The 20,515-nt window shown below is 73.1% G+C and carries 21 protein-coding genes; 11 read left to right on the top strand and 10 right to left on the bottom strand.

Features of this window, described 5'->3' with window-relative positions:
• Positions 1-32 precede the first annotated feature (32 nt).
• On the top strand, positions 33-545 hold the full coding sequence (locus HP550_RS22780; RefSeq protein WP_210768253.1) for an NINE protein: 513 nt from the start codon (positions 33-35) through the stop codon (positions 543-545).
• Positions 546-553: 8 nt separating this feature from the next.
• On the opposite strand, the gene HP550_RS17865 is transcribed toward HP550_RS22780, so the two are convergent.
• Positions 554-733 carry a hypothetical protein gene (locus HP550_RS17865; RefSeq protein ID WP_175349029.1) on the bottom strand — a complete coding sequence of 60 codons (180 nt, stop codon included), beginning with the start codon at positions 731-733 and terminating at the stop codon, positions 554-556.
• A 158-nt stretch (positions 734-891) separates the two neighbouring features.
• Between HP550_RS17865 and HP550_RS17860 the strand changes: the two genes are divergently transcribed.
• On the top strand, positions 892-1,317 hold the full coding sequence (locus HP550_RS17860; protein WP_175349028.1) for a VOC family protein: 426 nt from the start codon (positions 892-894) through the stop codon (positions 1,315-1,317).
• 13 nt (positions 1,318-1,330) lie between these two features.
• On the opposite strand, the gene HP550_RS17855 is transcribed toward HP550_RS17860, so the two are convergent.
• The gene (locus HP550_RS17855; protein ID WP_175349027.1) at positions 1,331-2,140 is read right to left on the bottom strand and encodes a hypothetical protein; all 810 of its coding nucleotides are present in this window, start codon (positions 2,138-2,140) and stop codon (positions 1,331-1,333) included.
• Positions 2,141-2,197: 57 nt separating this feature from the next.
• Positions 2,198-2,824 carry a VOC family protein gene (locus HP550_RS17850; RefSeq protein ID WP_175349026.1) on the bottom strand — a complete coding sequence of 209 codons (627 nt, stop codon included), beginning with the start codon at positions 2,822-2,824 and terminating at the stop codon, positions 2,198-2,200.
• A gap of 84 nt (positions 2,825-2,908) precedes the next feature.
• Between HP550_RS17850 and HP550_RS17845 the strand changes: the two genes are divergently transcribed.
• The gene (locus HP550_RS17845) at positions 2,909-3,310 is read left to right on the top strand and encodes a RidA family protein (RefSeq protein WP_057208966.1); all 402 of its coding nucleotides are present in this window, start codon (positions 2,909-2,911) and stop codon (positions 3,308-3,310) included.
• Here HP550_RS17845 and HP550_RS17840 read toward each other — a convergent pair.
• Complete coding sequence (locus HP550_RS17840) at positions 3,270-3,836, bottom strand: RBBP9/YdeN family alpha/beta hydrolase (protein WP_175349025.1); 567 nt, start codon at positions 3,834-3,836, stop codon at positions 3,270-3,272. The two genes, HP550_RS17845 and HP550_RS17840, sit on opposite strands and share 41 nt — an antisense overlap.
• A gap of 147 nt (positions 3,837-3,983) precedes the next feature.
• On the opposite strand from HP550_RS17840, the gene HP550_RS17835 reads away from it, so the two are divergent.
• The gene (locus tag HP550_RS17835; RefSeq protein WP_175349024.1) at positions 3,984-4,364 is read left to right on the top strand and encodes a hypothetical protein; all 381 of its coding nucleotides are present in this window, start codon (positions 3,984-3,986) and stop codon (positions 4,362-4,364) included.
• On the opposite strand, the gene HP550_RS17830 is transcribed toward HP550_RS17835, so the two are convergent.
• Entirely contained in the window at positions 4,361-4,756 is a 396-nt protein-coding gene (locus HP550_RS17830; RefSeq protein ID WP_175349023.1) for an SRPBCC family protein, read from the bottom strand. The genes HP550_RS17835 and HP550_RS17830 overlap by 4 nt on opposite strands.
• A 72-nt stretch (positions 4,757-4,828) precedes the next feature.
• Between HP550_RS17830 and HP550_RS17825 the strand changes: the two genes are divergently transcribed.
• The 3 genes from HP550_RS17825 (at position 4,829) to HP550_RS17815 (ending at position 8,305) form a co-directional block, all read left to right on the top strand.
• Positions 4,829-6,034, top strand: a complete 1,206-nt coding sequence (locus tag HP550_RS17825; RefSeq protein WP_175349022.1) for a glycosyltransferase — start codon at positions 4,829-4,831, stop codon at positions 6,032-6,034.
• Between the two features lie 17 nt (positions 6,035-6,051).
• Positions 6,052-6,711 (top strand): TetR/AcrR family transcriptional regulator, encoded by a 660-nt coding sequence (locus HP550_RS17820; RefSeq protein ID WP_210768252.1) that lies wholly within the window; start codon positions 6,052-6,054, stop codon positions 6,709-6,711.
• A gap of 133 nt (positions 6,712-6,844) precedes the next feature.
• Entirely contained in the window at positions 6,845-8,305 is a 1,461-nt protein-coding gene (locus HP550_RS17815) for an MFS transporter (protein WP_175349020.1), read from the top strand.
• 43 nt (positions 8,306-8,348) lie between these two features.
• Here the strand turns inward: HP550_RS17815 and HP550_RS17810 are convergent, their stop codons facing one another.
• The 3 genes from HP550_RS17810 to HP550_RS17800 all read right to left on the bottom strand — a co-directional run bounded on the left by HP550_RS17810 (position 8,349) and on the right by HP550_RS17800 (position 13,723).
• A complete protein-coding gene (locus HP550_RS17810) occupies positions 8,349-10,895 on the bottom strand; it encodes an ABC transporter permease (protein ID WP_175349019.1) in 2,547 nt (848 codons plus the stop codon).
• A complete protein-coding gene (locus tag HP550_RS17805; RefSeq protein ID WP_175349018.1) occupies positions 10,895-11,680 on the bottom strand; it encodes an ABC transporter ATP-binding protein in 786 nt (261 codons plus the stop codon). Before HP550_RS17805 ends, HP550_RS17810 begins: the two co-directional genes overlap by 1 nt.
• Positions 11,681-11,812: 132 nt before the next feature.
• Entirely contained in the window at positions 11,813-13,723 is a 1,911-nt protein-coding gene (locus tag HP550_RS17800) for an RICIN domain-containing protein (protein WP_175349017.1), read from the bottom strand.
• Positions 13,724-13,911: 188 nt separating this feature from the next.
• Here HP550_RS17800 and HP550_RS17795 point away from each other — a divergent pair, with 188 nt between their 5' ends.
• Together HP550_RS17795 and HP550_RS17790 are read left to right on the top strand one after the other, a co-directional pair.
• The gene (locus HP550_RS17795; RefSeq protein ID WP_175349016.1) at positions 13,912-14,433 is read left to right on the top strand and encodes a flavodoxin family protein; all 522 of its coding nucleotides are present in this window, start codon (positions 13,912-13,914) and stop codon (positions 14,431-14,433) included.
• Between the two features lie 244 nt (positions 14,434-14,677).
• Positions 14,678-15,424, top strand: a complete 747-nt coding sequence (locus tag HP550_RS17790; RefSeq protein ID WP_175349015.1) for a DUF899 family protein — start codon at positions 14,678-14,680, stop codon at positions 15,422-15,424.
• A gap of 11 nt (positions 15,425-15,435) precedes the next feature.
• On the opposite strand, the gene HP550_RS22480 is transcribed toward HP550_RS17790, so the two are convergent.
• Positions 15,436-16,386, bottom strand: a complete 951-nt coding sequence (locus HP550_RS22480; protein ID WP_343048248.1) for a GNAT family N-acetyltransferase — start codon at positions 16,384-16,386, stop codon at positions 15,436-15,438.
• A gap of 165 nt (positions 16,387-16,551) precedes the next feature.
• Here HP550_RS22480 and HP550_RS17775 point away from each other — a divergent pair, with 165 nt between their 5' ends.
• Positions 16,552-18,648: a class I tRNA ligase family protein gene (locus HP550_RS17775; protein WP_175349014.1), complete on the top strand. Its 2,097-nt coding sequence runs from the start codon at positions 16,552-16,554 to the stop codon at positions 18,646-18,648.
• Positions 18,649-18,672: 24 nt separating this feature from the next.
• On the opposite strand, the gene HP550_RS17770 is transcribed toward HP550_RS17775, so the two are convergent.
• Positions 18,673-19,185: an Lrp/AsnC family transcriptional regulator gene (locus HP550_RS17770; RefSeq protein ID WP_175349013.1), complete on the bottom strand. Its 513-nt coding sequence runs from the start codon at positions 19,183-19,185 to the stop codon at positions 18,673-18,675.
• Between the two features lie 105 nt (positions 19,186-19,290).
• On the opposite strand from HP550_RS17770, the gene HP550_RS17765 reads away from it, so the two are divergent.
• Positions 19,291-20,484 (top strand): MFS transporter, encoded by a 1,194-nt coding sequence (locus HP550_RS17765; protein WP_175349012.1) that lies wholly within the window; start codon positions 19,291-19,293, stop codon positions 20,482-20,484.
• The last annotated feature ends 31 nt before the right edge of the window (positions 20,485-20,515 follow it).

Below are 20,515 nucleotides of genomic sequence, written 5' to 3'. Positions count from 1 at the left end.
ATGCTGCGGCGGCCGACCCCGCGGGAGCACCCGTGACCGACACGATCGACCGGCTGGACGTCCTCGACCTCGACCTCGACGACGAGGTCCGCGAGCGCCCCGTGGTCACCCGCCGCCCGATGCACCCGCCGCCCCCACCGTTCGTGCCCCTCTCGGCCACGGTGCGCTACCCGCCCGGCCGCGTGCCCGACGTGCAGGACGCGGTGCCCGTCGCCCGGGAGACGGTGCGCGGGCCGAGACGACGGCGGTGGACGACGGCCTCGGCCGTGCGAGTGTCCTGGCGGTGGCCGCAGCTCACCCGGTCCCGCGTCGCCGCCGGCCTGCTCGGTGTCTTCCTCGGCGGCCTCGGTCTGCACCGGATGTACCTCGGCTACTGGCGACGGGGACTGACGATGCTGGCCATCACCGTGGTCGGCGGGTTCTTCACGCTCGGCCTCGCCGCGATCGTGATGGGCGTCTGGGGCTTCGCCGAGGGGCTGCTGTACCTGTCGGTACGGCGCGGTCGGTTCAGTCGAGACGCGCGAGGACGACCACTGCGGGGCTGACCGCGAGGTCAGCCGTAGAAGCTCTTGAGCAGCTCGAACACGACGATCCCCGGCCAGATGATCGCCTTCGGGATCGCGAGCACGAACATCCAGAACGTGTCCGCCTGCTGGAAGTAGTAGACCGCGGCGCCGACGAACCCGATCCCGTAGACGGCCCCGCCTCCCGCACCGGACGACTTGTTCGCCATGACACTCCTCGCTCGCGCTCCGATGACGGCCCCACCGTTCTCCTGGTGAGGGCAGCGGGTCAAGGTGCGCGGAGGACAGGTGCTGACCGCTTCGCCGACGACAGTGGCGCGCAGAGGACGGACCTCCCGCCTCGTCGGACCCAGGTAAGGACACGACCGTGACCGTGCAGACCACCACCCACCTGAACTTCCGCGGCGACGCCCGCGCGGCGCTCGGCTTCTACCACTCCGTGTTCGGCGGAGCACTCACCGTGATCAGCTACCAGGACATGGGAGCCGTCCAGGACCCCGCGGAGGCCGACCAGGTGGTCTGGGGGCAGGTCGCCGCCGAGAACGGCTTCCGCGTGATGGCCTACGACGTGCCTGCGGCGCGGCCGTGGAGCCGGGGCGACGACCCCTTCTTCGTCTCCCTGCGCGGCGACACGACCGAGGAGGTCACCGCGCTCTGGGAGCGGCTGGCCGAGGGCTCGACCGTCGTCGTGCCGCTGGCGACGTCACAGTGGGCACCGCTCTACGGGATGCTCACGGACCCGTTCGGGGTCACCTGGGTGATCGACGTCGCGGTCGAGCACAGCGCGGCCTGACCTCCGCGCAGCGTCAGGCGACGGGCGCCAGGGTGGCGTAGACGCGGGGTTCCAGGCGCGTCGCGGCCCGGTCGCCGATCGTCAGCCCGACGCCGAGGGAGTGCAGCACGCGCGTGACGTCGTCGGAGTGCAGGGAGCCGTGCCGTTCGAGAACCAGGTGCACCCGCCCGTGCGCGCGCTCGGCACGATGCAGCCCGAGGATCGTCGTCGACACCGGGGTGTGCCGGGGGAAGCGCGCGCGGGCGGCGTCCTCGTCGGGGTGCTCCAGGAACACCAGCCCCTCCCCGCCGAGCTCCGCCCGGAGCGCGTCGACCCGCCAGTGCACGGGCGCGTCGTGGCCCCCGGTGACGTGCCGGGACCGGTTCGCCGACGAGATCACGAGCGGCTCGTCGCCCACGGCCGCGGCGGCGGCGGCGAGGAACGCCTGCGACGGGCACGCGTCGCCCGGCACGATCACCTGCGTCGTCGTCGTGCCCCCGTCCTGCGCGGTCAGCCCCTCCGGGACGTGTCGCGCGGCCGGTCCGCGGAAGCCGAACGGGCCCAGCGCGCCGAACGCGTCCACCACGTCCTGCACCAGCCCGCGGGACACACCGACCGGCAGCGCTCCGAGGTCGAACGCGTCCAGGACGTGGCCGGTCGGCGCCGTGAGGCTGCCCGTCTGGTCCAGCGGCCGACCTTTCAGCGTGTTGAGCCGGCGCACGCCGTCGCCGCGGGCGGTCAGGGCGTAGATCGTGCCGAACCCGTGGGCCACGGGCATGCCGGCGGCGAGCTGGGCCGCCGCGCGACGCGTGTCGGCCGGGCGGTCGAGGACGAGACGGGACATGCGGGGCCTCCTGGGGTCACCCGCGAAGGACCCGTGCGCCGGTGCGCAGATACGACGTCAGTGCGTCGCCCCGATCGACGCCGCCTGCCACGCGAACCCGTCCGGGTCCGCGAACGACCCGAGGTCGCCGACGATCGCGAGCCGGTGCGAGCCGGAGCCCTCGGGGTCGACCCCGGCGGTCTTCGCCAGGGCGCGACGCCCGTAGAGCCCCAGCGTGACCCGGCCGGAGCCGCCCTCGAACTCGGCGTACCTGTGACCGAAGCTCTTGGCCACGGTCAGCCCGCGGTCGACGTAGAACCGCTTGGTCGCCGCCACGTCGTCGACGCCGAGCAGGAGCACGACCGCCTCGTGGTCCCGGGTCGCCGGGCCGGTGTCCTTCTTGGCCGACGTCGCGATCGTCCAGATCGTGCCGTCAGGAGCCTGCACCCCACTGCCGTAGCCCCAGAAGGACTTGGTGGGCGGCTTGAGCATCACGGCGCCGGCGTCGAGGGCGGCGTCGACGAGGGCGCGGACGTCGGCGGGCTGGGCGACCGTCAGGGAGAGCGTGAACCCGCGGAAGCCGGTCGTCGGCTCGTGCGTGGCCGTGACGTGCACGGGGAGGTCCGGGCCGAAGGCCGCGGCGTAGAAGTGTTCAGCGGCTGACGGGTCGGCCGCACCGAGGAGGACGGAGTCGATGGTTGCCATGACGACGACGCTACGAACGAAGGCCCGTCCGGCGCTTCTCGGATCCTGCTCCGTGTGTCAGAGGCCCGTGCCACGGTGGATCCCATGGAGATCACCCGCCTGCAACCGGCCGGTCTCGTGGTGAGCCCGGCATTCAGCCATGTCGCCGTCGTGCCCGCGGGCGCGACGACCATCTACGTCGGCGGCCAGAACGGCGTCGACGACACCGGGGCGGTCGTCTCGGACGACGTCGCCGAGCAGTCCGTCCGCACCATCGACAACGTGAGCACCGCGCTCGAGGCCGCGGGGGCGTCGCTCGCCGACGTCGTGCAGTGGACCGTGCTGATCGCGCAGGACGCCGACCTCGGCGCCGCCTACGGCGCGATCGCCCCGCGGCTCGCCGGCTCCGACAAGCCCCCTCTGGTCACGGCGGCTCGCGTCGCGGGCCTCGGGGTGCCCGGGGCTCTCATCGAGGTGAGCGCGATCGCAGCCGTTCTGCCCACCTGAGCCGCTCGAGAACCGCCCACCCGACGGGCCAGTCGCCCAGCCCTGAGCTCGCGTTGAGGTGCCCTCCGGACCCCACGTTCACCAGGTCGCCGCCGAGGCGCCCGGCCAGCTCCTCGGCGTGCGCCGGCGTGCCGTAGGGGTCGTCGTCCGAGACGACCACCACGGAGGGGAACGGCAGCCAGGAGAGCACGGGGCGGTCGAAGCCCACCGCTCGCTCCGGGAAGACCGGCCCGTGCACGTCGGGGGGCGCGACGAGGAGCGCCCCGACCACCCCGTCGCCCGGGTGGTCCGCGGCCCACTGCACGGCGAGCGTGCAGCCCAGGCTGTGCGCCACCAGGAACGCCGGGCCGTCGATCGCGTGCACGGTCTCCTCGAGGTCGCGCACCCACTCGTCGCGGACAGGGTCGTCCCAGGAGCGGTGCTCCACCCAGACGCTCCCGGGCAGCCGGGCGTGCCAGAGGCGCTGCCAGTGGTCCGCGTCGGAGTTGCCGATCCCCGCGACGAACACCACGGTCGGATCGCTCATGGGCTGACCTCGTTCCACGTCGGCTGGGCGGGTTCAGGATCGTAGGACCAGCACCCGGGACGTGGGGCGCGACCGGGAGCAGCTGTCGGGATCCTGACGCAACCCGGCAGCATGTCGACGCGGTCGGTCGCGCAGTACGATCGCGCGATGCTGAGCGAGGACTGGATCCAGCACGTGCGCCCCGGCGACCGCGAGCGCCTCGGCTGGATCCGCCCGGACGGTGACGCGTTCGTCGCGCTGGACGTCCTCGGGCGGGAGATCACCGGGCCGGTCGAGTGGCTGGAGGCCGAGGAGGCCCTGGAGGAGCGCGGCCTGCACTGGCTCTCCGACCTGTGGCAGCTCGACCTGCCGGACGGCACCCGCGCGCGCGTCCGGATCGTCGAGGTGACCCCGGACCGCGTCGTCGTGCAGACCGACGACTTCAGCTCCGTGGACGTCGAGGTCACCCGCCACGTCCTCGCGTTCCCCGCCCCGGACACGCTGCGCCCGTTCGAGGGGGACCGCTCGACGATCGACGTGCTCGGTTAGCGCTCCAGGATGCTCTTGAGGAGCGACAGGTCGCCGTTGACCAGAGACGCGTCGCGCTCGAGCTCGGCGTCGGTCATTCCCGGGGCCCGGCGCAGCGTGAAGACCACCTCGCACCCGTCGCCGTCGGCGATCGCGCGCAGCGGCACGTAGACCGTCTCGCCCGACGGAGTCACCACGACGTGGTCGAGGACGCCGAGCTCGTTCTGCGGGGCGAACGTGACCTGCACCCGCCCCTGCGACGTCTCGACGAACCAGTGGCCGCCCTCCTGGACCACAGAGGTCCCCAGCCCGGGAGCCCACCGGGGCAGGTTCGCCGGGTCGGAGACGAAGTCGTAGACCTCGCCTACCGGGCGGTCGATGTGCACGCTCAGATGCCGCGACTCGGTCGTCATACGAGCAGCGTTCCACGGACCCCTGACAGCGCCTGCTACCCTTTGCTAACGCCGTTCGCAAAGGAGTCGTCGATGCATGTCCTGCTGCTCGCCCCCGGCACCCGCGGTGACGTCGCGCCCGCGACGGGCCTCACCGCCGCGTTCGTCGCCGACGGGCACGAGGTCACGGTCGTCGCAGGCAGCGAGTACGCGGACCTCGTCACCGAGTCCGGCGGGAAGCACGTGGCGATCTCGGCGCCCCTCGCCCCCGCGGCCGGCTCCACCTTTGGGGTGCGGGCCTACCTGGCGGTCCTGCGGACCTACATGGACTCGGCCGCCTCCGCGGCGCTCCGAGCCGCGCCCGGGGCCGACGTGATCCTCACCAACGCCATCTCCCCGTACGGCCACGACATCGCCGAGCACCTGGGTGTGCCCTCGGCCGAAGCCCTCCTCCAGCCTGCGCACCCCAGCCGCGCGTACCCCCCGATGATCGCCAGCGCACACGACCTCGGCGCGGTCGGCAACCCACTCGGCGGCCGGCTCGCCCGCACGGTGCCGACCCCGTACGACCCCGCGTGCGCCCGCGTGCGGTCGGAGCTGGGCCTGGCCCCGGAGAGCCGTCGCTCCGCGCAGCGCCGGCGTCGCGCCCAGGGGATCCCGGTACACCACGGGATCAGCCCGGTCGTCCTCCCGCGCCCGGTCGACTGGCCCGCCGCCCTGTTGCTCGACGGGTTCTGGTGGCCGCCGACACCGCCACGCTGGACCCCGCCCGCCCCGCTCCAGGAGTTCCTCGCAGCAGGTCCGGCACCCGTCGTCGTCACGCTCGGCAGCCTGCCGCCCGGCGCGTCGGTCGGCGGCGCGATCTCGACCGCGCTCGCGGCCGGGACCAGCAGGTTCGTGCTCCAGGGTGACGACCTTCGGCAGGTTGCTGAGCGCCTCGGCCCCGACCGGGCGCTCCACGTCGGCGACGTGCCCCACGCGTGGCTGCTGCCGCGTGCCGCGGCCGTCGTCCACCAGGCGGGCGCGGGCATCACCGCGGCCGCGCTGCGGGCGGGCATCCCGTCCGTCCCGCTCCCGATCCACACCGACCAGCCGTTCTGGGCGCGCCGCCTGACCCAGCTCCGGGCGGGCACGAGCCCCCTGCCCGTCAAGCAGGTCACCGGCGAGAGGCTCGCCGCCCGCATCGAGGAAGCCGCCTCCTCGGCCGCCCTGCGTGAGGGAGCCGAGGCCGTGCGCGACGCCATGGCCGACGAGGACGGCACCGCCCCCCTGCGCGCGTGGCTCGCCACCCTCGCCTGACCAGGGAGGATCGACCCGTGGCTCCTGACGCGGTCTGGCTTCGGGCGGAAGGCTCTGGCATCGGCCGGCCTCCGCGATACACCCGCGACACGGTCACCGTCGCCGCAGTCCGGGCCGCCGACCGCGACGGCCTCGCCGTCCTGACCATGCGGAGCGTCGCCGCTGAGCTCGGCACCGGGGGCGGGTCGCTCTACCGTCACGTCGCCGGCCGCAACGAGCTCGTCGACCTCATGGTCGACCACGTCGCCGGCGAGTATCAGCTGCCCGCACCGAGCGGTCGGTGGCTCGACGACCTCGTCGCCCTCGCCGTGCAGGGGCTCGCGATCCACCAGCGGCACCCGTGGCTGACCGAGGTGGTCGGCACGCCGGTGGTCGGCCCGAACGGCTTGCGGCTCAGCGAGCACGTCCTGGCGGTGCTCGACGCTCACCCGGCAGGCGACAGCCAGAAGCTGGTCGCCTACGCGGTCATGAATGCGCTGATCAGCTCGTTCGCGCGCACCCTGCACGGCACGCCCGACCCCGAGCGCAGCCAGGCACAGGCCGCGTACGTCGCGCACGTGCTCGCCCGCGGCGAGCATCCGCACCTCGCAGCACTGTCTCCGGAGAGCCCTCAGGGGCCCGACGAGGTCTTCCCCGACGTGATCCGCCGCGTGCTCGTCGGACTCCTCGAGCCGTGACCTCCCGAGGCGAGAGCTAGACTGATCACCTGCCCGGCACGTGCACGGGGCGGTCGCGGATGCTCATGAGCACCGCGGTCCGGGGCTAGAAACCTCCAGCGACTTCGTCCGATGAAGCCCTGGAGGTTTCTTCATGTCCGCACTCCTGGACAAGCCCGCCGCCCGCTGGTGGGCCCTCGCCGTCCTCGCCCTCACGCAGCTCGTCGTCGTGCTGGACACGACGATCGTGGCCATCGCCCTGCCCGACGCGCAGGCCGCCCTCGGCATGTCCGACGACCAGCGGCAGTGGCTCGTCACCGCCTACGCGCTGACGTTCGGCTCGCTCCTGCTGCTCGGCGGTCGGGTCGCCGACTACTGGGGCCGCAAGCGCACGTTCATGGTGGGCATGGTCGGCTTCGGGCTGGCCTCCGCGTGGGGCGGCCTGGCGCAGGGTGGGACCGAGCTCATCGCCGCCCGCGCCGTTCAGGGGGTGTTCGCGGCGCTGCTGGCTCCGGCCGCGCTGGCCATGGTCACCGTGACGTTCCCGCACGGGAAGGACCGCAACAAGGCGTTCGCGATCATGGGGATCGTCGCCGGCACAGGGGCCGCGATCGGCCTGCTCCTCGGTGGCGTGCTCACCGAGTTCGCCACCTGGCGCTGGTGCCTGCTGGTCAATGTCGTCTTCGTCGTCATCGGCATGGTCGGCGGCGCGCTGCTGCTCACCGAGAGCAAGGCCGAGGGTGACAACCGCTACGACGTCTGGGGCACGGTCACCGTGATCCTCGGCCTCGGCTCGCTGGTCTACGGGTTCACGCGCGCCGAGCACGGCTGGGGCTCGGCAGACACGATCGGCTTCCTGGCCGGCGGCGTGGTGATGCTCGCGGTCTTCGTCTGGATCCAGTGCCGCGTGGCCCAGCCCCTGCTGCCGCTGCGCGTCGTCGCCCACCGGGTGCGCGCCGGGGCGTTCCTCGTCCAGGCCGTCATCGGCTCGGTGATGCTCGGGTCGATGCTCTACCTCACGCTCTACTTCCAGATCGTGATGGGCCTGACCCCGCTGCTGGCCGGCGTCGCGAACGTCGCCATGACGGTCGTGATCATGGGCTGCACGCCGGTGTCGACCACGATGCTCGACCGGTTCGGTCCCCGACCGCTGCTGATCGCCGGGCCGCTGTTCTGCGCGGCGGGCCTGTTCTTCTTCGCGATGGCGATCACCCCGGCCGGGAGCTACGTCACGCAGGTGCTGCCCGGTCTCGTCCTGCTCGGTATCGGCTTCTCAGGCCTGTTCGTGCCGCTGCAGAACCTCGCCCTCACCGGGGTCGAGCCGCACGACGCCGGCGTCGCCTCCGCGACCGTCAGCTCGACGTTCCACATCGGCGGCTCGATCGGCATCGCGGTGTTCACGGTCCTCTACGCGCACACCGTCGCCGACTCGCTCGGCAGCGGCGCGGGGCAGCTCGCCGCCTTCACCGACGGCTACTCCACCGCATTCCTCGCCGCGGGCGTCGGCATGCTCGCGGCTGCGGCGATCGCCGCGTTCCTGATCCGCGGCACCAAGGACGAGCTCATGCCTCCGCGAGCGGCCGAGCACGCCACCGTCCTCGTCGGCGCGCACTGATCCTGGCCGAGGGCGCCCCCCTCCGGGCGCCCTCGGCGGGACCTCACTCGTACGCGACCGCGTCGAGCACCTTCATGCGGGCGGCCCGCGAGCCGGGCCACACCGCGGCGAGCACCCCGACCACCACGGCGAGCACGAGCATCCCGGCGAGGCTCCCCCACGGGATGACCAGCGTCGACAGGCCCTCGTCCGCGAAGAGGGTCGGCAGGGTCGACGCGAGCGCCACGCCCACCACCAGCCCCAGCACCGTGCCGAACACCGCGGTCAGCACCGACTCGATGGTCACCGTCCCCGCGAGCTGCAGGCGCCCGAGGCCGACGGCCCGGAGCAGCCCGATCTCCCGCGTCCGCTCGATCACGGACAGGGCGAGCGTGTTGACGATGCCGAGCACCGCGATGACGACCGACAGGCCGAGCAGCGCGTAGAGGATGACCAGCACCTGGTTCACCTGGTCGGCCAGGCTCGACACGAACTCCTCACGCGTGAGGACGGAGACCACGATGTACGGCGCGACGGTCTCAGCGACCGCGTCCTGCAGCTGCGCCGTGCTCACCCCGGCGGCCGCCGACACGAGGATCGTGTCGACCATCTGCTGCTCGCGCGGCAGCAGGCCGTCGAGCACCCCGCGGTCGACGACGAGCGGCGAGCCGAGGATGTTCGTCGTGAAGACCGCCGTGACGGCGAGGTCCTGCGGGCCTCCCGTGCCGCTGACCCTGAGCGTGTCGCCGACGCCCCAGCCGTGCTCCTCGGCGGCGGACTCCAGGACGGCGACCTCGCCGGCACCGAGCCCGTCGAGCGAGCCGTCGACCACGTCGACCTCGACCGAGCCGCCCAGCGTCCCGGAGTCCAGGCCGATCACGTACTGCACCTCGGGCGTCGCGTCGCCGACCGCCACCCCGAGCGGGGCGAACGCGATCGGGTCCGCGCGACCCGCCTCCGGCAGCGCGACGACGTCGTCCACCGCGCCGGCCGGGATCACCTGGGTCGCGGACCGCACCACGACGTCGGCGTTCGTCTGCGCCTCGACCACGCCCGCGACGGACTGCTGCGCGGTCACGGCGATCACCGACACCGCACCGACCAGCGCCATGCCGATCATCAGGGCTCCGGCCGTGTTGGCGGTCCGGCGCGGGTTGCGCACCACGTTGCCGCGGGCCAGCCGTCCGACGGGACGCAGCAGCCGCACGAACGGCCAGGCGAGGACCCCGACGGCCGACCGCGCCACCACCGGCGAGAGCATGAGCACCCCCACGAGCACCGCAGCCGCACCGCTGCCGAGCCAGAGCTCCGCGGAGTCCGCCTCCGGCCGCAGCAGCGCGACCACCAGCGAGGCGACGCCGGCACCCGTGACGACGAGCCCACCGAGCGCGCGCCAGCGCAGCGACTTCTCTGGGGTCGCGACGTCGTCGCGCATCGCCTCGACGGGGGGCACGAGTGCCGCCCGCCGCGCGGGGAGCGCGGCCGCGAGGACGCTGACGACCGTGCCGACCACGAGCGAGACGACGACGGTCGTCACGTCGAGCGGGATGGTCCCCACGAGGTCCATCCCGACGGTGCCGAGCCCGACCCGCAGCGCCGAGACGAGCCCGACGCCACCCGCGATGCCCAGCGCCGACCCGAGCAGGCCCACGACCGCGGCCTGCACGAGCACCGAGGAGAACACCTGCACCGGCGACGCCCCGACGGCCCGCAGCAGCGCGAGCTCGCGCATCCGCTGCCGCACCGACATCGCGAACGTGTTGGAGATGATGAACGCCCCGACGAACAGGGCGATCGCCGCGAAGACCAGCAGGAACGTCGTGATGAAGCCGAGCTGGCTGGCGATCTCGGTCTTGTTCTCGGCGCGCAGCGCGTCCCCCGCGACGACCTCCAGGCCGTCGGGGGCGAGCGGGGAGATCCGGTCGACGAGCTGCGCGACGGACGTGCCGTCCGCGGCATACACCGCGATGTCGTTGACCCCGCCCTCGGGGGCGAGCACGTCCTGGCCGGTCTGCGCGTCGACGAGCACGATCGTCGCGCCCGCCATCGGCCCACCGAGGTCGACGCGGCCGACGACCTCGACCTGGGTGACCTCGCCGCCGAGCACGGCGTCGGTGGTGTCGCCGACCGCGAGGCCGGACGACTCCAGCGTGGCCGACTCCAGGGCGACCTCGCCGGGCCGCTGCGGGCCGCGCCCCTCGACCACGTCGAGCGACGGGTCGTCGGGCACGTACATCAGGGCGAAGGACGGTGCCTGCGTGCTCTGCACGGCGGTCCCGTCCGCGCCGACCAGCACGATCGGCCCCGAGACGCCGGGGACCGCGTGGGCGACCCCGTCGACGGCCGCGATCTCCTCGACGAGGTCCCGCGGCACGCTCTCGCCCGTGGCGTTGGCCGTGCCCGTGACGACCGAGGAGCCCTCGGCCTGCTGCACGCGCACGTAGACGTCGCCGGGGGCGGCGGCGTCGACGATCCCGTCGAACGTGCCGGAGAGCATGGTCCGCAGCGCGAACGTGCCCGCGACGAACGCGACACCCAGCGCGACGGCGAGCACGGACAGCAGGAACCGCACCAGGTGCGCGCGGATGCCGCGCAGTGCGACGCGTCCCATCACACACCCACGGTCTGCGCGAGCAGGGCGGACCCACCCTGCCGAGCCGGGCGGAGGGCCGCGAGCGCGGCGAGGACCGACTCGGGCGTCGGGTCGGCGAGCTCGCCGACCACGCGCCCGTCAGCCAGGAACAGCACGCGGTGCGCGTAGGACGCGGCGGTCGGGTCGTGCGTGACCATGACCACGGACTGCCCGAGCTCGTCCACGGACCGACGCAGGAACCCCAGCACCTCCGCCGACGACGTGGAGTCGAGGTTGCCGGTGGGCTCGTCGGCGAACACGACGGCGGGCCGGGACACCAGGGCCCGCGCGCACGCGACGCGCTGCTGCTGCCCGCCCGACAGCTCCGACGGCTTGTGGCTCAGCCGGTCCGCCAGCCCGACGGCCTCCACGACCTCGGCGAGGTGCGCCTTGTCGACGGGCCGGCGCGCGATGTCCAGCGGCAACGTGATGTTCTCCAGCGCCGTCAGGGTGGGCACCAGGTTGAACGCCTGGAAGATGAACCCGAGGCGGTCGCGGCGCAGCTTGGTCAGCTTGCGCTCGTTCATGCCGCTGACCTCGAGCCCGTCCACGACGACCGTCCCGGCGTCCGTGCGGTCGAGTCCGGCCATGCAGTGCATGAGCGTCGACTTCCCGGAGCCGGACGGGCCCATGATCGCGGTCATCTGGCCGCGACCGAAGTCGACGTCGACCCCCGCGAGGGCGTGCACCGCCGTGTCGCCCTTGCCATACGTCTTCACGAGCCCGCGGGCGCTCGCGATGGGGGTCCTCTGTTCATTCGTCATGGTGACGATCATCCGCTCATCACGACGCGTCCGGGATCAGTGAACCCCCTGGTCAGGCCCTGGTTCGACCCTGACCGCAGGACAGGGGCCATGCTGGGCCGTGATGAGGCCGTCGGCGGGATCGCCCGCCCGTCAGGGCGCGCGCAACGTGAACCGCTGGCAGAGGTTGTCCAGCCACGACCACTGCACGAGCGCGTTACCGGTGGCCAGCCCGCAGCCGGCCAGGTCGAGCACCTTCCCGCTGTGCCGTGCGACGAGCCGCACCGAGCCGTCGGCCAGCGGCTCGATCCGCCACTGGCTCCCCGTCGCCGAGCACGAGCCCTGCGTGAGCGCGGCGCCGTCGGCCGTGGACCCGGACGCCACCAGCAGGCAGCTGCCCGACGACGACGTCGGCTGGACGCGGTAGTACCCGTTGTCGGTGTGCGCGAACGTCCACCGCTGGCACGCCGCCCCGTTCCAGGCCCAGGACCGCACCGACGTGCCCGCAGCGGTCGAGCAGTCGGCGACGTCCAGCACCTTGCCGCTCTGGCTGCTCACCACGGCGACGGTGCCGGTGGGTGCCAGCCGCCACTGCTGGCACGCCGAGCCGTTCGAGGACCAGATGCGGATGTTCGTCGCGTCCGCCGTGCCGCAGTCGGCGAGGTCCAGGACCTTGCCGCTCGCCCGGTTGGTCAGCCGCGACCAGCCGTCGGACGTCGGCGTGACCTGCCACTGCTGGCAGGCGTTGTCCAGCCACGCCCACTGCCGCACGTCCGTGCCGTCCGCGGTGCCGCAGCCGGCGACGTCGACCACCCTGTTGCTGGCCTTGTTGACCAGGCGGTAGTAGCCGTCGGCAGTCGGGTCGAGCACCCAGCGGCTGGATGTGGCGTCGCACCCGTACTGGGCGACGTCGGCGCCGTCCGCCCCGGAGCTGGCCGCCACGCCGGCGCAGCGGCCCGTGCTCCGGTTGACCAGCGTGTACGCCGCGCCCTCGACGGCCGCGGTGATCGGGCCCTTCTCGCCGGACGGGACGGTGAGGTCGGTCGTCGTCGACGCGGGCGTCCCGAAGCTCGGTGAGCCGTCCGAGGCCCACGTGAAGGGCTGCACGCGGGTCGAGCGGGTGCTGCCGCAGCCCTGGCTGCTCGTCGCGTTGGCGTGGTAGACGAGCCAGTCCTGCGTCCCGTCCGGCGAGCGGAAGAAGCCGTTGTGCCCCGGTCCGTAGACGCCGTTGCCCTTCTGGAAGACCGGCGTGGAGCGCTTGGTCCACGACGACGCGGCCATCGGGTCGCTCCCGGTCAGGGTGAGCAGGCCGAGCTTGTAGTCCGGGGTGTTGCACGAGCTCGCGGAGTAGACGACGTGCGTCCGGCCGCCCCGCTGGATGACCTCCGGCGCCTCGTTGGTCCGGCCGCCCTGCGTCTCCCAGCTGTAGCTCGGCCGCGAGATCAGCACGCGCGAGCCGGTCACGGTCCACGGGTTCGTCATCCGGGAGATCCACAGGCTCTGGTCGGCTCCCTGCCACTCGGACCACAGCAGGTACAGCTGGCTGCCGACGGTCAGGTACGACCCGTCGATGTTCCAGGTGCTCGGCATCGGAGTGGCCTTGACCGCGTACGGGCCCATCGGGTCGTCGCCGGCGCTCTCGAGCACGCGGAGCTTCTGACCGTCGAGGTTGGCGCTCGTGCCCGACGTGTACATGAGGTACCAGCGCGTGCCGTTGGGGCCGGTCAGCCGGTGGAACTCGGGTGCCCAGAAGTTGAACCCGCTGTCCGCGGCGGTCTCGGACCACACGTGCACGGCCGCGGCCGTGCGCAGCCCGGCGAGGGTCGGGGACTTGCGCATGACCAGCTGCGAGCTCCACGTCGTCGTCGCCAGGTAGTAGTTGCCGTCGTGGAACTGCAGCCACGGGTCGGCACCGTCGGCGAGCAGCGGGTTGCGGACCGTGTCCTCCCCGACCGCGGTCGCGGTCACCGAGGGCGCCACGAGTGCGGTGACGGTGAGCAGCACCGCGAGGGCGAGTCGGGCGAGCCGGTGCAGGGTGGCGCGGGTGCGGCGAGCGAGAGGCATGCGGGGTCCTCGGGATCGATGTGAGCGCTCACATGACCGGCCCAGAAGACTGCCAGGCGTAGATGCGGGTCAACCGTCCAAACGTTTCGCGGCGGTCTCGATGACCCCGACGCCGAGCGTGTGGTGCGCGAGCGGGTGAGGACGTTAGGCCTGCGAGCACGGCCCGAAGGCAGTGGACCGTGGGGTCCATGACTGCACTCCTCGTGTTCGAGTCGATGTACGGCAGCACCGCGGCGATCGCCCAGGCCGTCGCGGCCGGGCTGGCCGACCTGCGCGTCCCGACCACGGTCTACGAGGTGGGGGTGGCGGTCATCCCGTCGTTCAGCGCGTCGCCGGGGCTGCTCGTGATCGGCGCGCCCACCCATCAGCGCGGTCTGTCCACGACGGGCACACGCGACGCGGCGCGCGGGGACGTGGCCGAGACCGTGTCCCGCGGCGACGGCGTCCGCGAGTGGCTCGACCAGCTGGTCGGTCGGGTGTCCGGCATGCAGACCGCCGTCTTCGACACCGCGGTCGCCGGCCGGCTCTCCGGTTCCGCCGCGAGCACGATCGGCAAGCGGCTCACCAAGGCCGGCGCGCACCTGGTGGTCCCGCCCGAGTCCTTCACGGTGAGCGGCCGGAGCAGCGGCCTGCTGCCCGACGAGCTCGAGCACGCCCGCTCCTGGGGCCGCAGCCTCGCCCTGTTCGCGGCGGCCGCCCCCGCGAGGTGACTCGGGCGCACGCCTCCCGGTAGTCGGAGCCGCCTGGCAACCTTTGCCTGCCGCCGTGCGTGTGAAGGGTGTGACCGCACTCGTGTCCGACGCCGACCCGCCGGGGTCGCCCGACCCGTTGCTGGACGCCGAGATCGACGTCCCTCCCACCGGTCATGGCCGGCGGAGGGTAACGAACCCGCGATGATTTCCGGCCGGGCCGCGAGTCTCTCCTGGTGACACTCGTCGACACCTGGAGGACGCCATGGCGACCACACCGCACCGCCCGCCCGTCGTCGATGCCGCCACCTGGCAGGCCGCGCGCGACGAGCTGCTGGTCCGCGAGAAGGCGCACACCCGCGCGGGCGACGCGCTCGCGGCCGTCCGTCGCGCACTGCCGATGGTGGAGCTCGACGGGTCGGCAGAGGTGGTCGGTCCGGAGGGGCCGGTGCCGATGCTGGACCTCTTCCAGGGGCGCGACGAGCTCCTGGTCTACAAGCACATGTGGCACGACGGTGCGCCGCACCAGGGCCAGTGCGAGGGCTGCACGCTGACCGCCTGGCACGTCCGCGACGCCGTCTACCTGAACGCCCGCGGCGTCTCGTTCGCCATCTTGACGGCCGGTCGCTGGGACGAGGTGGAGCCGTTCGTCGCGTTCATGGGCTACATCCAGCCCTGGTACTCCGTGCGCGGGGTGGACGCGCCCATCGGCGGCGACATGGGTTCCTTCGCCTGCTTCCTTCGCGCCGACGACCGCGTGTTCCTCACCTACTCGACGACCGGCCGGGGAGTCGAGGTCGCCGACGGGTCGTTCGGACTGCTCGACCTGACTCCCCGCGGCCGCGGCGAGGCGTGGCAGGGCGTCACGGACGGACAGGCACCGGGTTGGTTCTGGCGCTCGGACGTCGACGGTGCGGCGGGCTGGGGGCCGACGAGCCGACCCGTGCCGCAGTGGACCCGGCCCGGCGCGACTCCGGAGCACACGCTCGGCCGCCACGGCCACCACCACTGACCCGGTGTCGGCTACGGCTGAAGCCTCAGGACCCCCGCGCTCGTCGGGGCGAAGCCGCACTGCCGGTAGAAGTGCTCCAGGTGCGGCTCGTGGTCGACGTGCAGCCACTCGCACCCGGCCGACCGGACCTCGTCGACCAGCGCCTCGACCAGTCGCCGACCGATCCCGCGACGCTGCCGGTCGGGATCGACCACGGCGTCGAGGAGGAACGCGTGCGCGCCGCCGTCCCAGCACGCGTGCACGAAGCCGACCGGGCGATCGCCCTCGAACGCGCCGACCCACGTGAGCGCGTGCCGGCTCAGTCGACTCGCCCACGGGACGACCGGCGCGGATCCCCCCTGACCGAACGCTCGCGCGTGGAGTCGGGAGAGGGCGTCGTCGTCGACGTCGAACCGGACGACGAGGCGCGCGCTCTCTGTGTCGTCCGGGCATCGCCGGAGGATCTCGTCGACGACCTGCTCGATCGGCGCGGTGGCGTCGATGGAGACGCCGCTGTTCGGGACGTCCTCGCCCGTCAGATGCCACCGCACGATGCGCTCGCGTTCGGTCGGCTTCCCGCCGCCCCACTCGTCGTCCGGTCGCTCGTCGAGCCGCCGGTTCAGCGTGGCGAGGTCGACCTCGAGGACGAACACCTCGTCGAACAGGTCGATGAACGTCGGGAAGTTCCTCGACCCGCCGCAGAAGAACGTGGCCGGTTCGCTCCGGTCGGCGACGAGCGCTCGGACCTTGTCCACGTCCCAGAGGTGGTTCTCGTGCCGACCGCCCTCCGTCGGCTCGCCGGTCACCGGGTCGCCTTGGTACGCCAGCTCCCGGTCCCCGTGGACGACCTGGTGGCCGCGCCGCGTCAGCTCGTCGGCCACGGTGGTCTTGCCCGTCCCGGACAGCCCCTCGACCAGGTAGTTCCTCGTGCCCATCGCCGCCGCCCGGGTGAAGTGTGGTGCGCCGAAGCGCGCAGCGCGCACACTAGGGGCATGGCAACCGCGCGCGCACCCCGATTCCTGGGTTCGCTGCGCCCCGCGCTCGTACCGTAGCCCTCGCCGTCCGTAGGACACCTGGCGAGGGCTCTCCTGTGCTCGTCGAGCAGATCTCGACTCGAGCGACGACTCCAGGACTCGTACGGACGGACCATGACCATGCCCACCTCGACCACCCCCAGCGACCGCTATCGACGCTGGACAGCCGCCGACGCCTTCGCCGCGACCGGCACCACCGACGCACCGGCGTGGGCGATGATCCTGCCCCCGCCGAACATCACCGGCGGCCTCCACCTGGGGCACGCCTACGAGCACACCCTCTCGGACACCCTGGCCCGACGGCAGCGGATGACGGGCGCGGACACCCTGTGGCTCCCCGGCCTCGACCACGCCGCGATCGCCACGAACGCGCTCCTCGAGCGCCGGCTGCGGGAGGAGGGCACCAGCCGCGAGGAGATCGGGCGCGACGAGTTCACGCGCCGCGCGTGGGCGTGGAAGAGGTCGTGCACCGCCGACATCATCACCCAGATGCGTCACCTCGGCGCCGGCCCGGACTGGGGGCGGCTGACCTTCACGCTCGATGACGGACCGAGCCGGGCCACCCGGACGGCGTTCACGCGTCTGTTCGGCGAGGGTCTGATCTACCGTGCCGAACGCGAGACCCTGTGGTGTCCCGGATGCGCCACGACGCTGTCCGACATCGAGGCGGACGACTCGACCGGCACGCCGGCCTGCTCCCGCTGCCGCACGCCGCTGGAGATCCGCTCCACCCCGCAGTGGTACCTGCGCACCAGCGCCCTGGCCGCGGCGGCCACCGCCGCGATCACCAGCGGCGCGACCAGCATCGAGCCGGCCGACGCCCGGCGGGACTACCTGCGGTGGGCGGCCAACCTCGGCGACTGGTGCATCTCGAGGCAGCTGTGGTGGGGCCACCGCATCCCGATCTGGTACGGCCCCGACGGGGAGGCGCGCGCCTTCGCGTCCGACGATCAGCTCCCCGACGGGTGGACGCAGGACCCGGACACCTTGGACACCTGGTTCTCGTCGGCGCTGTGGCCGCTGTCGACCCTGGGGTGGCCCGACGACACCGCCGACCTGCGCCGGTTCTACCCCAACGACCTGCTCATCACCGGCAACGACCTGATCTTCTTCTGGGCGCTGCGGATGATGCTGCTCTGCACCCACCTGACCGGTCGGGCCCCGTTCCGACGCATGCTGTTCCACGGCATGGTCCGCGACGAGCACGGCAAGAAGATGAGCAAGAGCTTCGGCAACACCATCGACCCGCTGCCGCTCATCGCCGAGCACGGACCCGACGCCCTGCGGTTCTCGCTGGCCCGCAGGGCTCGCCCCGGCGCGGACATCCCGTTCGGCCTCGACGACCTCACGCGTGCCCGGGGGTACCTGACCAAGCTGCGCAGCATCGCCGGCCTGGCCGCTCGGCTCGGGTGCACATGGCAGGCCGCCCGGCCCGCGCCGACGCACCTGCTCGACCGGTGGCTGCTGACTCGTCTGGACGCGGCCCTGGCCGAGGCGGATGCGGGCTACGCCGGCGGCGACCTGGCTCGCGCGGCGGACGCCCTCACCCGCCTCGCCGAGGACGACCTGTCCGGGCTCTACCTCGAGGCGCGCAAGGACGACCTGTACGGCGGCGATGCCGGCGCGATCGCCACCCTGTCCGCCGCGCTGACCGCGCTGCTCCTGGCCCTGCACCCGATGCTGCCGTTCCTCACCGAGGAGCTCGCCGAGGAGCTCGGCTGGTCCGGGATCATGGACCGCGAACCGTTCCCGACGTCGACGCGGCCTGACGAGAAGGCTGCGTCCGCCGGCGCCCAGCTGCGGGAGCTCCGCGATGCCGCACGCGCCCACCGCGGCCGGCAGGGCTTCACCGCCTCGGCCTGGCTGCCGGCACGCGGCGACGGCATCGCCCTGTGGACCGCGCTGTGCCGCACCGCCCGACTCACCGACGCGGATCCCGGCGAGAGCACCAGGATCAGCCGACGGGGCGGAACGTTGACCCTGCCCGCGGCCCCGGAGCTCGACGATGCGCAGAGGCGCTCGCTCGGGCGGCAGCTGGCGCAGGCCCAGGAGCAGACCGACCGCCTGTCGTCGCGACTTGCCGACCCAGGATTCCTGAGCCGCGCACCGGCCGCTGCACAAGCGAAGGCACGGTCCGACCTGGAGGCCAACCGCTCCGAGTGCGACCGCCTGCGAGGCTTGCTCGCACGCGCGGCCCAGTCGCTCGCCTGACGGCCCCCCGGGCTGAGCTCCGGATCAGGCGTCGTCCGGCTGGGCCTCGCGGCTCCATCCCGGCGACGGCTGCGCGGACCGGGTGTGCGCGGGCGGTTCGGCGACCGGGCGGCCCTCGTACTGGGTGGAGAGCACGATCTGGGTGTCGATCTCGCCGTGCCTGCCGATGCGCTCGAAGATCTCCTCGAGGTGCGGCATCGACGCGGCGCGCACCCGCAGGAGGGTGCACGAGCTGCCGCTGAGCTTGTGGATCTCGACGACCTCGGGGAACTCGTCGGACGCCGTGGTCCGCAGCAGGCACCGCCCGGGTGAGCACCGCAGCTTGATGAACGCGGTCAGGGGGAGACCCGCACGCGTGGGGTCGATCCGGGCCTGGTACCCGGCGATCACCCCCGCCTCCTCCAGCCGCCGGACCCGGTCGGCGACCGCGGGCGCGGACAGACTGACCTTGCGGCCGAGCTGGTTGAACGACAGGCGACCGTCGTCCTGGAGCTCGGCGAGGATGCGCCAGTCCGTGCTGTCGAGCGGTCTGCTCATCCGAAAACCGTAACGCCGGAACGCCTCGCGATCGAGAGGCGAACCGCCGTCAACGCCTGCCATCGGCCATTCACGGGCGGGCCGCGACTTCGTAGCGTCGATCGCATGACGCCCGGCACCGCACGACTCGCACTGTTCACCGGTGCCGCCCTGAACAGTGCGGTGATCGCGACGACCAGCACCGTGGCCGCACTGGTCGCGGTCGACGTCCTGGGGCGTGCCTGGGGCGGGGTGCCCGGCACCGCAGCGGTCGTCGGCACCGGGCTCGGAGCCCTGCTGGTCACCGCGCTCACCCACCGCGCGGGCACCGGGACCGCCCTGCGGATCGGGTACCTGGCGAGCGCGCTCGGCGCCGCAGCCGGTGCGGTGGCCGTGCCGCTCGGACACATCCCGCTGCTCGTCGCCGCGATGCTCCTGATCGGCCTGGGGAACGCCGCCGCGCAGCTGTCCCGGTACGCGGCCGCCGAGCTGGTGCCCGCTCGACGACGCGGCGTCGCCATCGGCCTGATCGTCTGGGCCGGCACCGTCGGGGCCGTGGGCGGCCCCTTGCTCCTGCTCCCCACCGCGCGCCTCGCGGAGGCCGTCGGACGGCCGGCGCTGTCCGGCGCGTTCCTGCTCAGCGTCCCGGCGGGACTGCTCGCCGCGCTGGCGGTGAGCGGGCTGCGCACGGCCAGGCGACCCCGCACCGGACGCGGGGTGCCCGTGCGGACCGTCCTGGGATCACCGGCCGGTCGCGACGGCCTCGCCGTGATGGTCACCGGGCAGGTCGTGATGGCCGCCGTGATGACGTCGGTGCCTGTCCAGCTCCACCTGCATCATCACGGGCTCGACGTCGTCGGCGCCGTCCTCGCCGCCCACACGCTCGGCATGTTCGTCCTGTCACCGCTCACGGGTCGCCTCGTCGACCGTCTGGGCCCGGGACGGGTGATGGTGCTGGGCCTCGGCACGCTGCTGGCCTCGACGGTCGTGGCCGCGTCCGGCGCCCTGGTCCCGCAGGCGGTGGGTCTGTTCGCGCTCGGCTACGGGTGGAACCTCTGCTTCGTCGGCGGCAGCGCGTCGCTGGCCGTCGGGCTGCCGGCGGAGCAGCGGACCGACGTGGAGGGCTCGGTCGAAGCCGTCGTGTGGGTCTCCGCGGCGGCCGGCACCCTGACCTCGACCGTGGTCCTCGCGCTCGCCGGGTGGTCCGCGTTGACCCTGGCGGCCGGCGCCCTCGTCGTCGTGCCCGCTCTCCTGGTGCTGGTCGACCGACGGCAGACGCAGCCTCGACGTGCCGGATCTCCCGCCGAGACCCGGCGGTAGGCTGCCGAACGGCGGTGGTGGCCGACTGGCG

The organism is Cellulomonas humilata (assembly GCF_013359775.1).
GTDB lineage: Bacteria > Actinomycetota > Actinomycetes > Actinomycetales > Cellulomonadaceae > Cellulomonas > Cellulomonas humilata.
The sequence above is the reverse complement of the archived record's forward strand: the minus strand, read 5'-3'. Positions and strand labels throughout refer to the sequence as shown.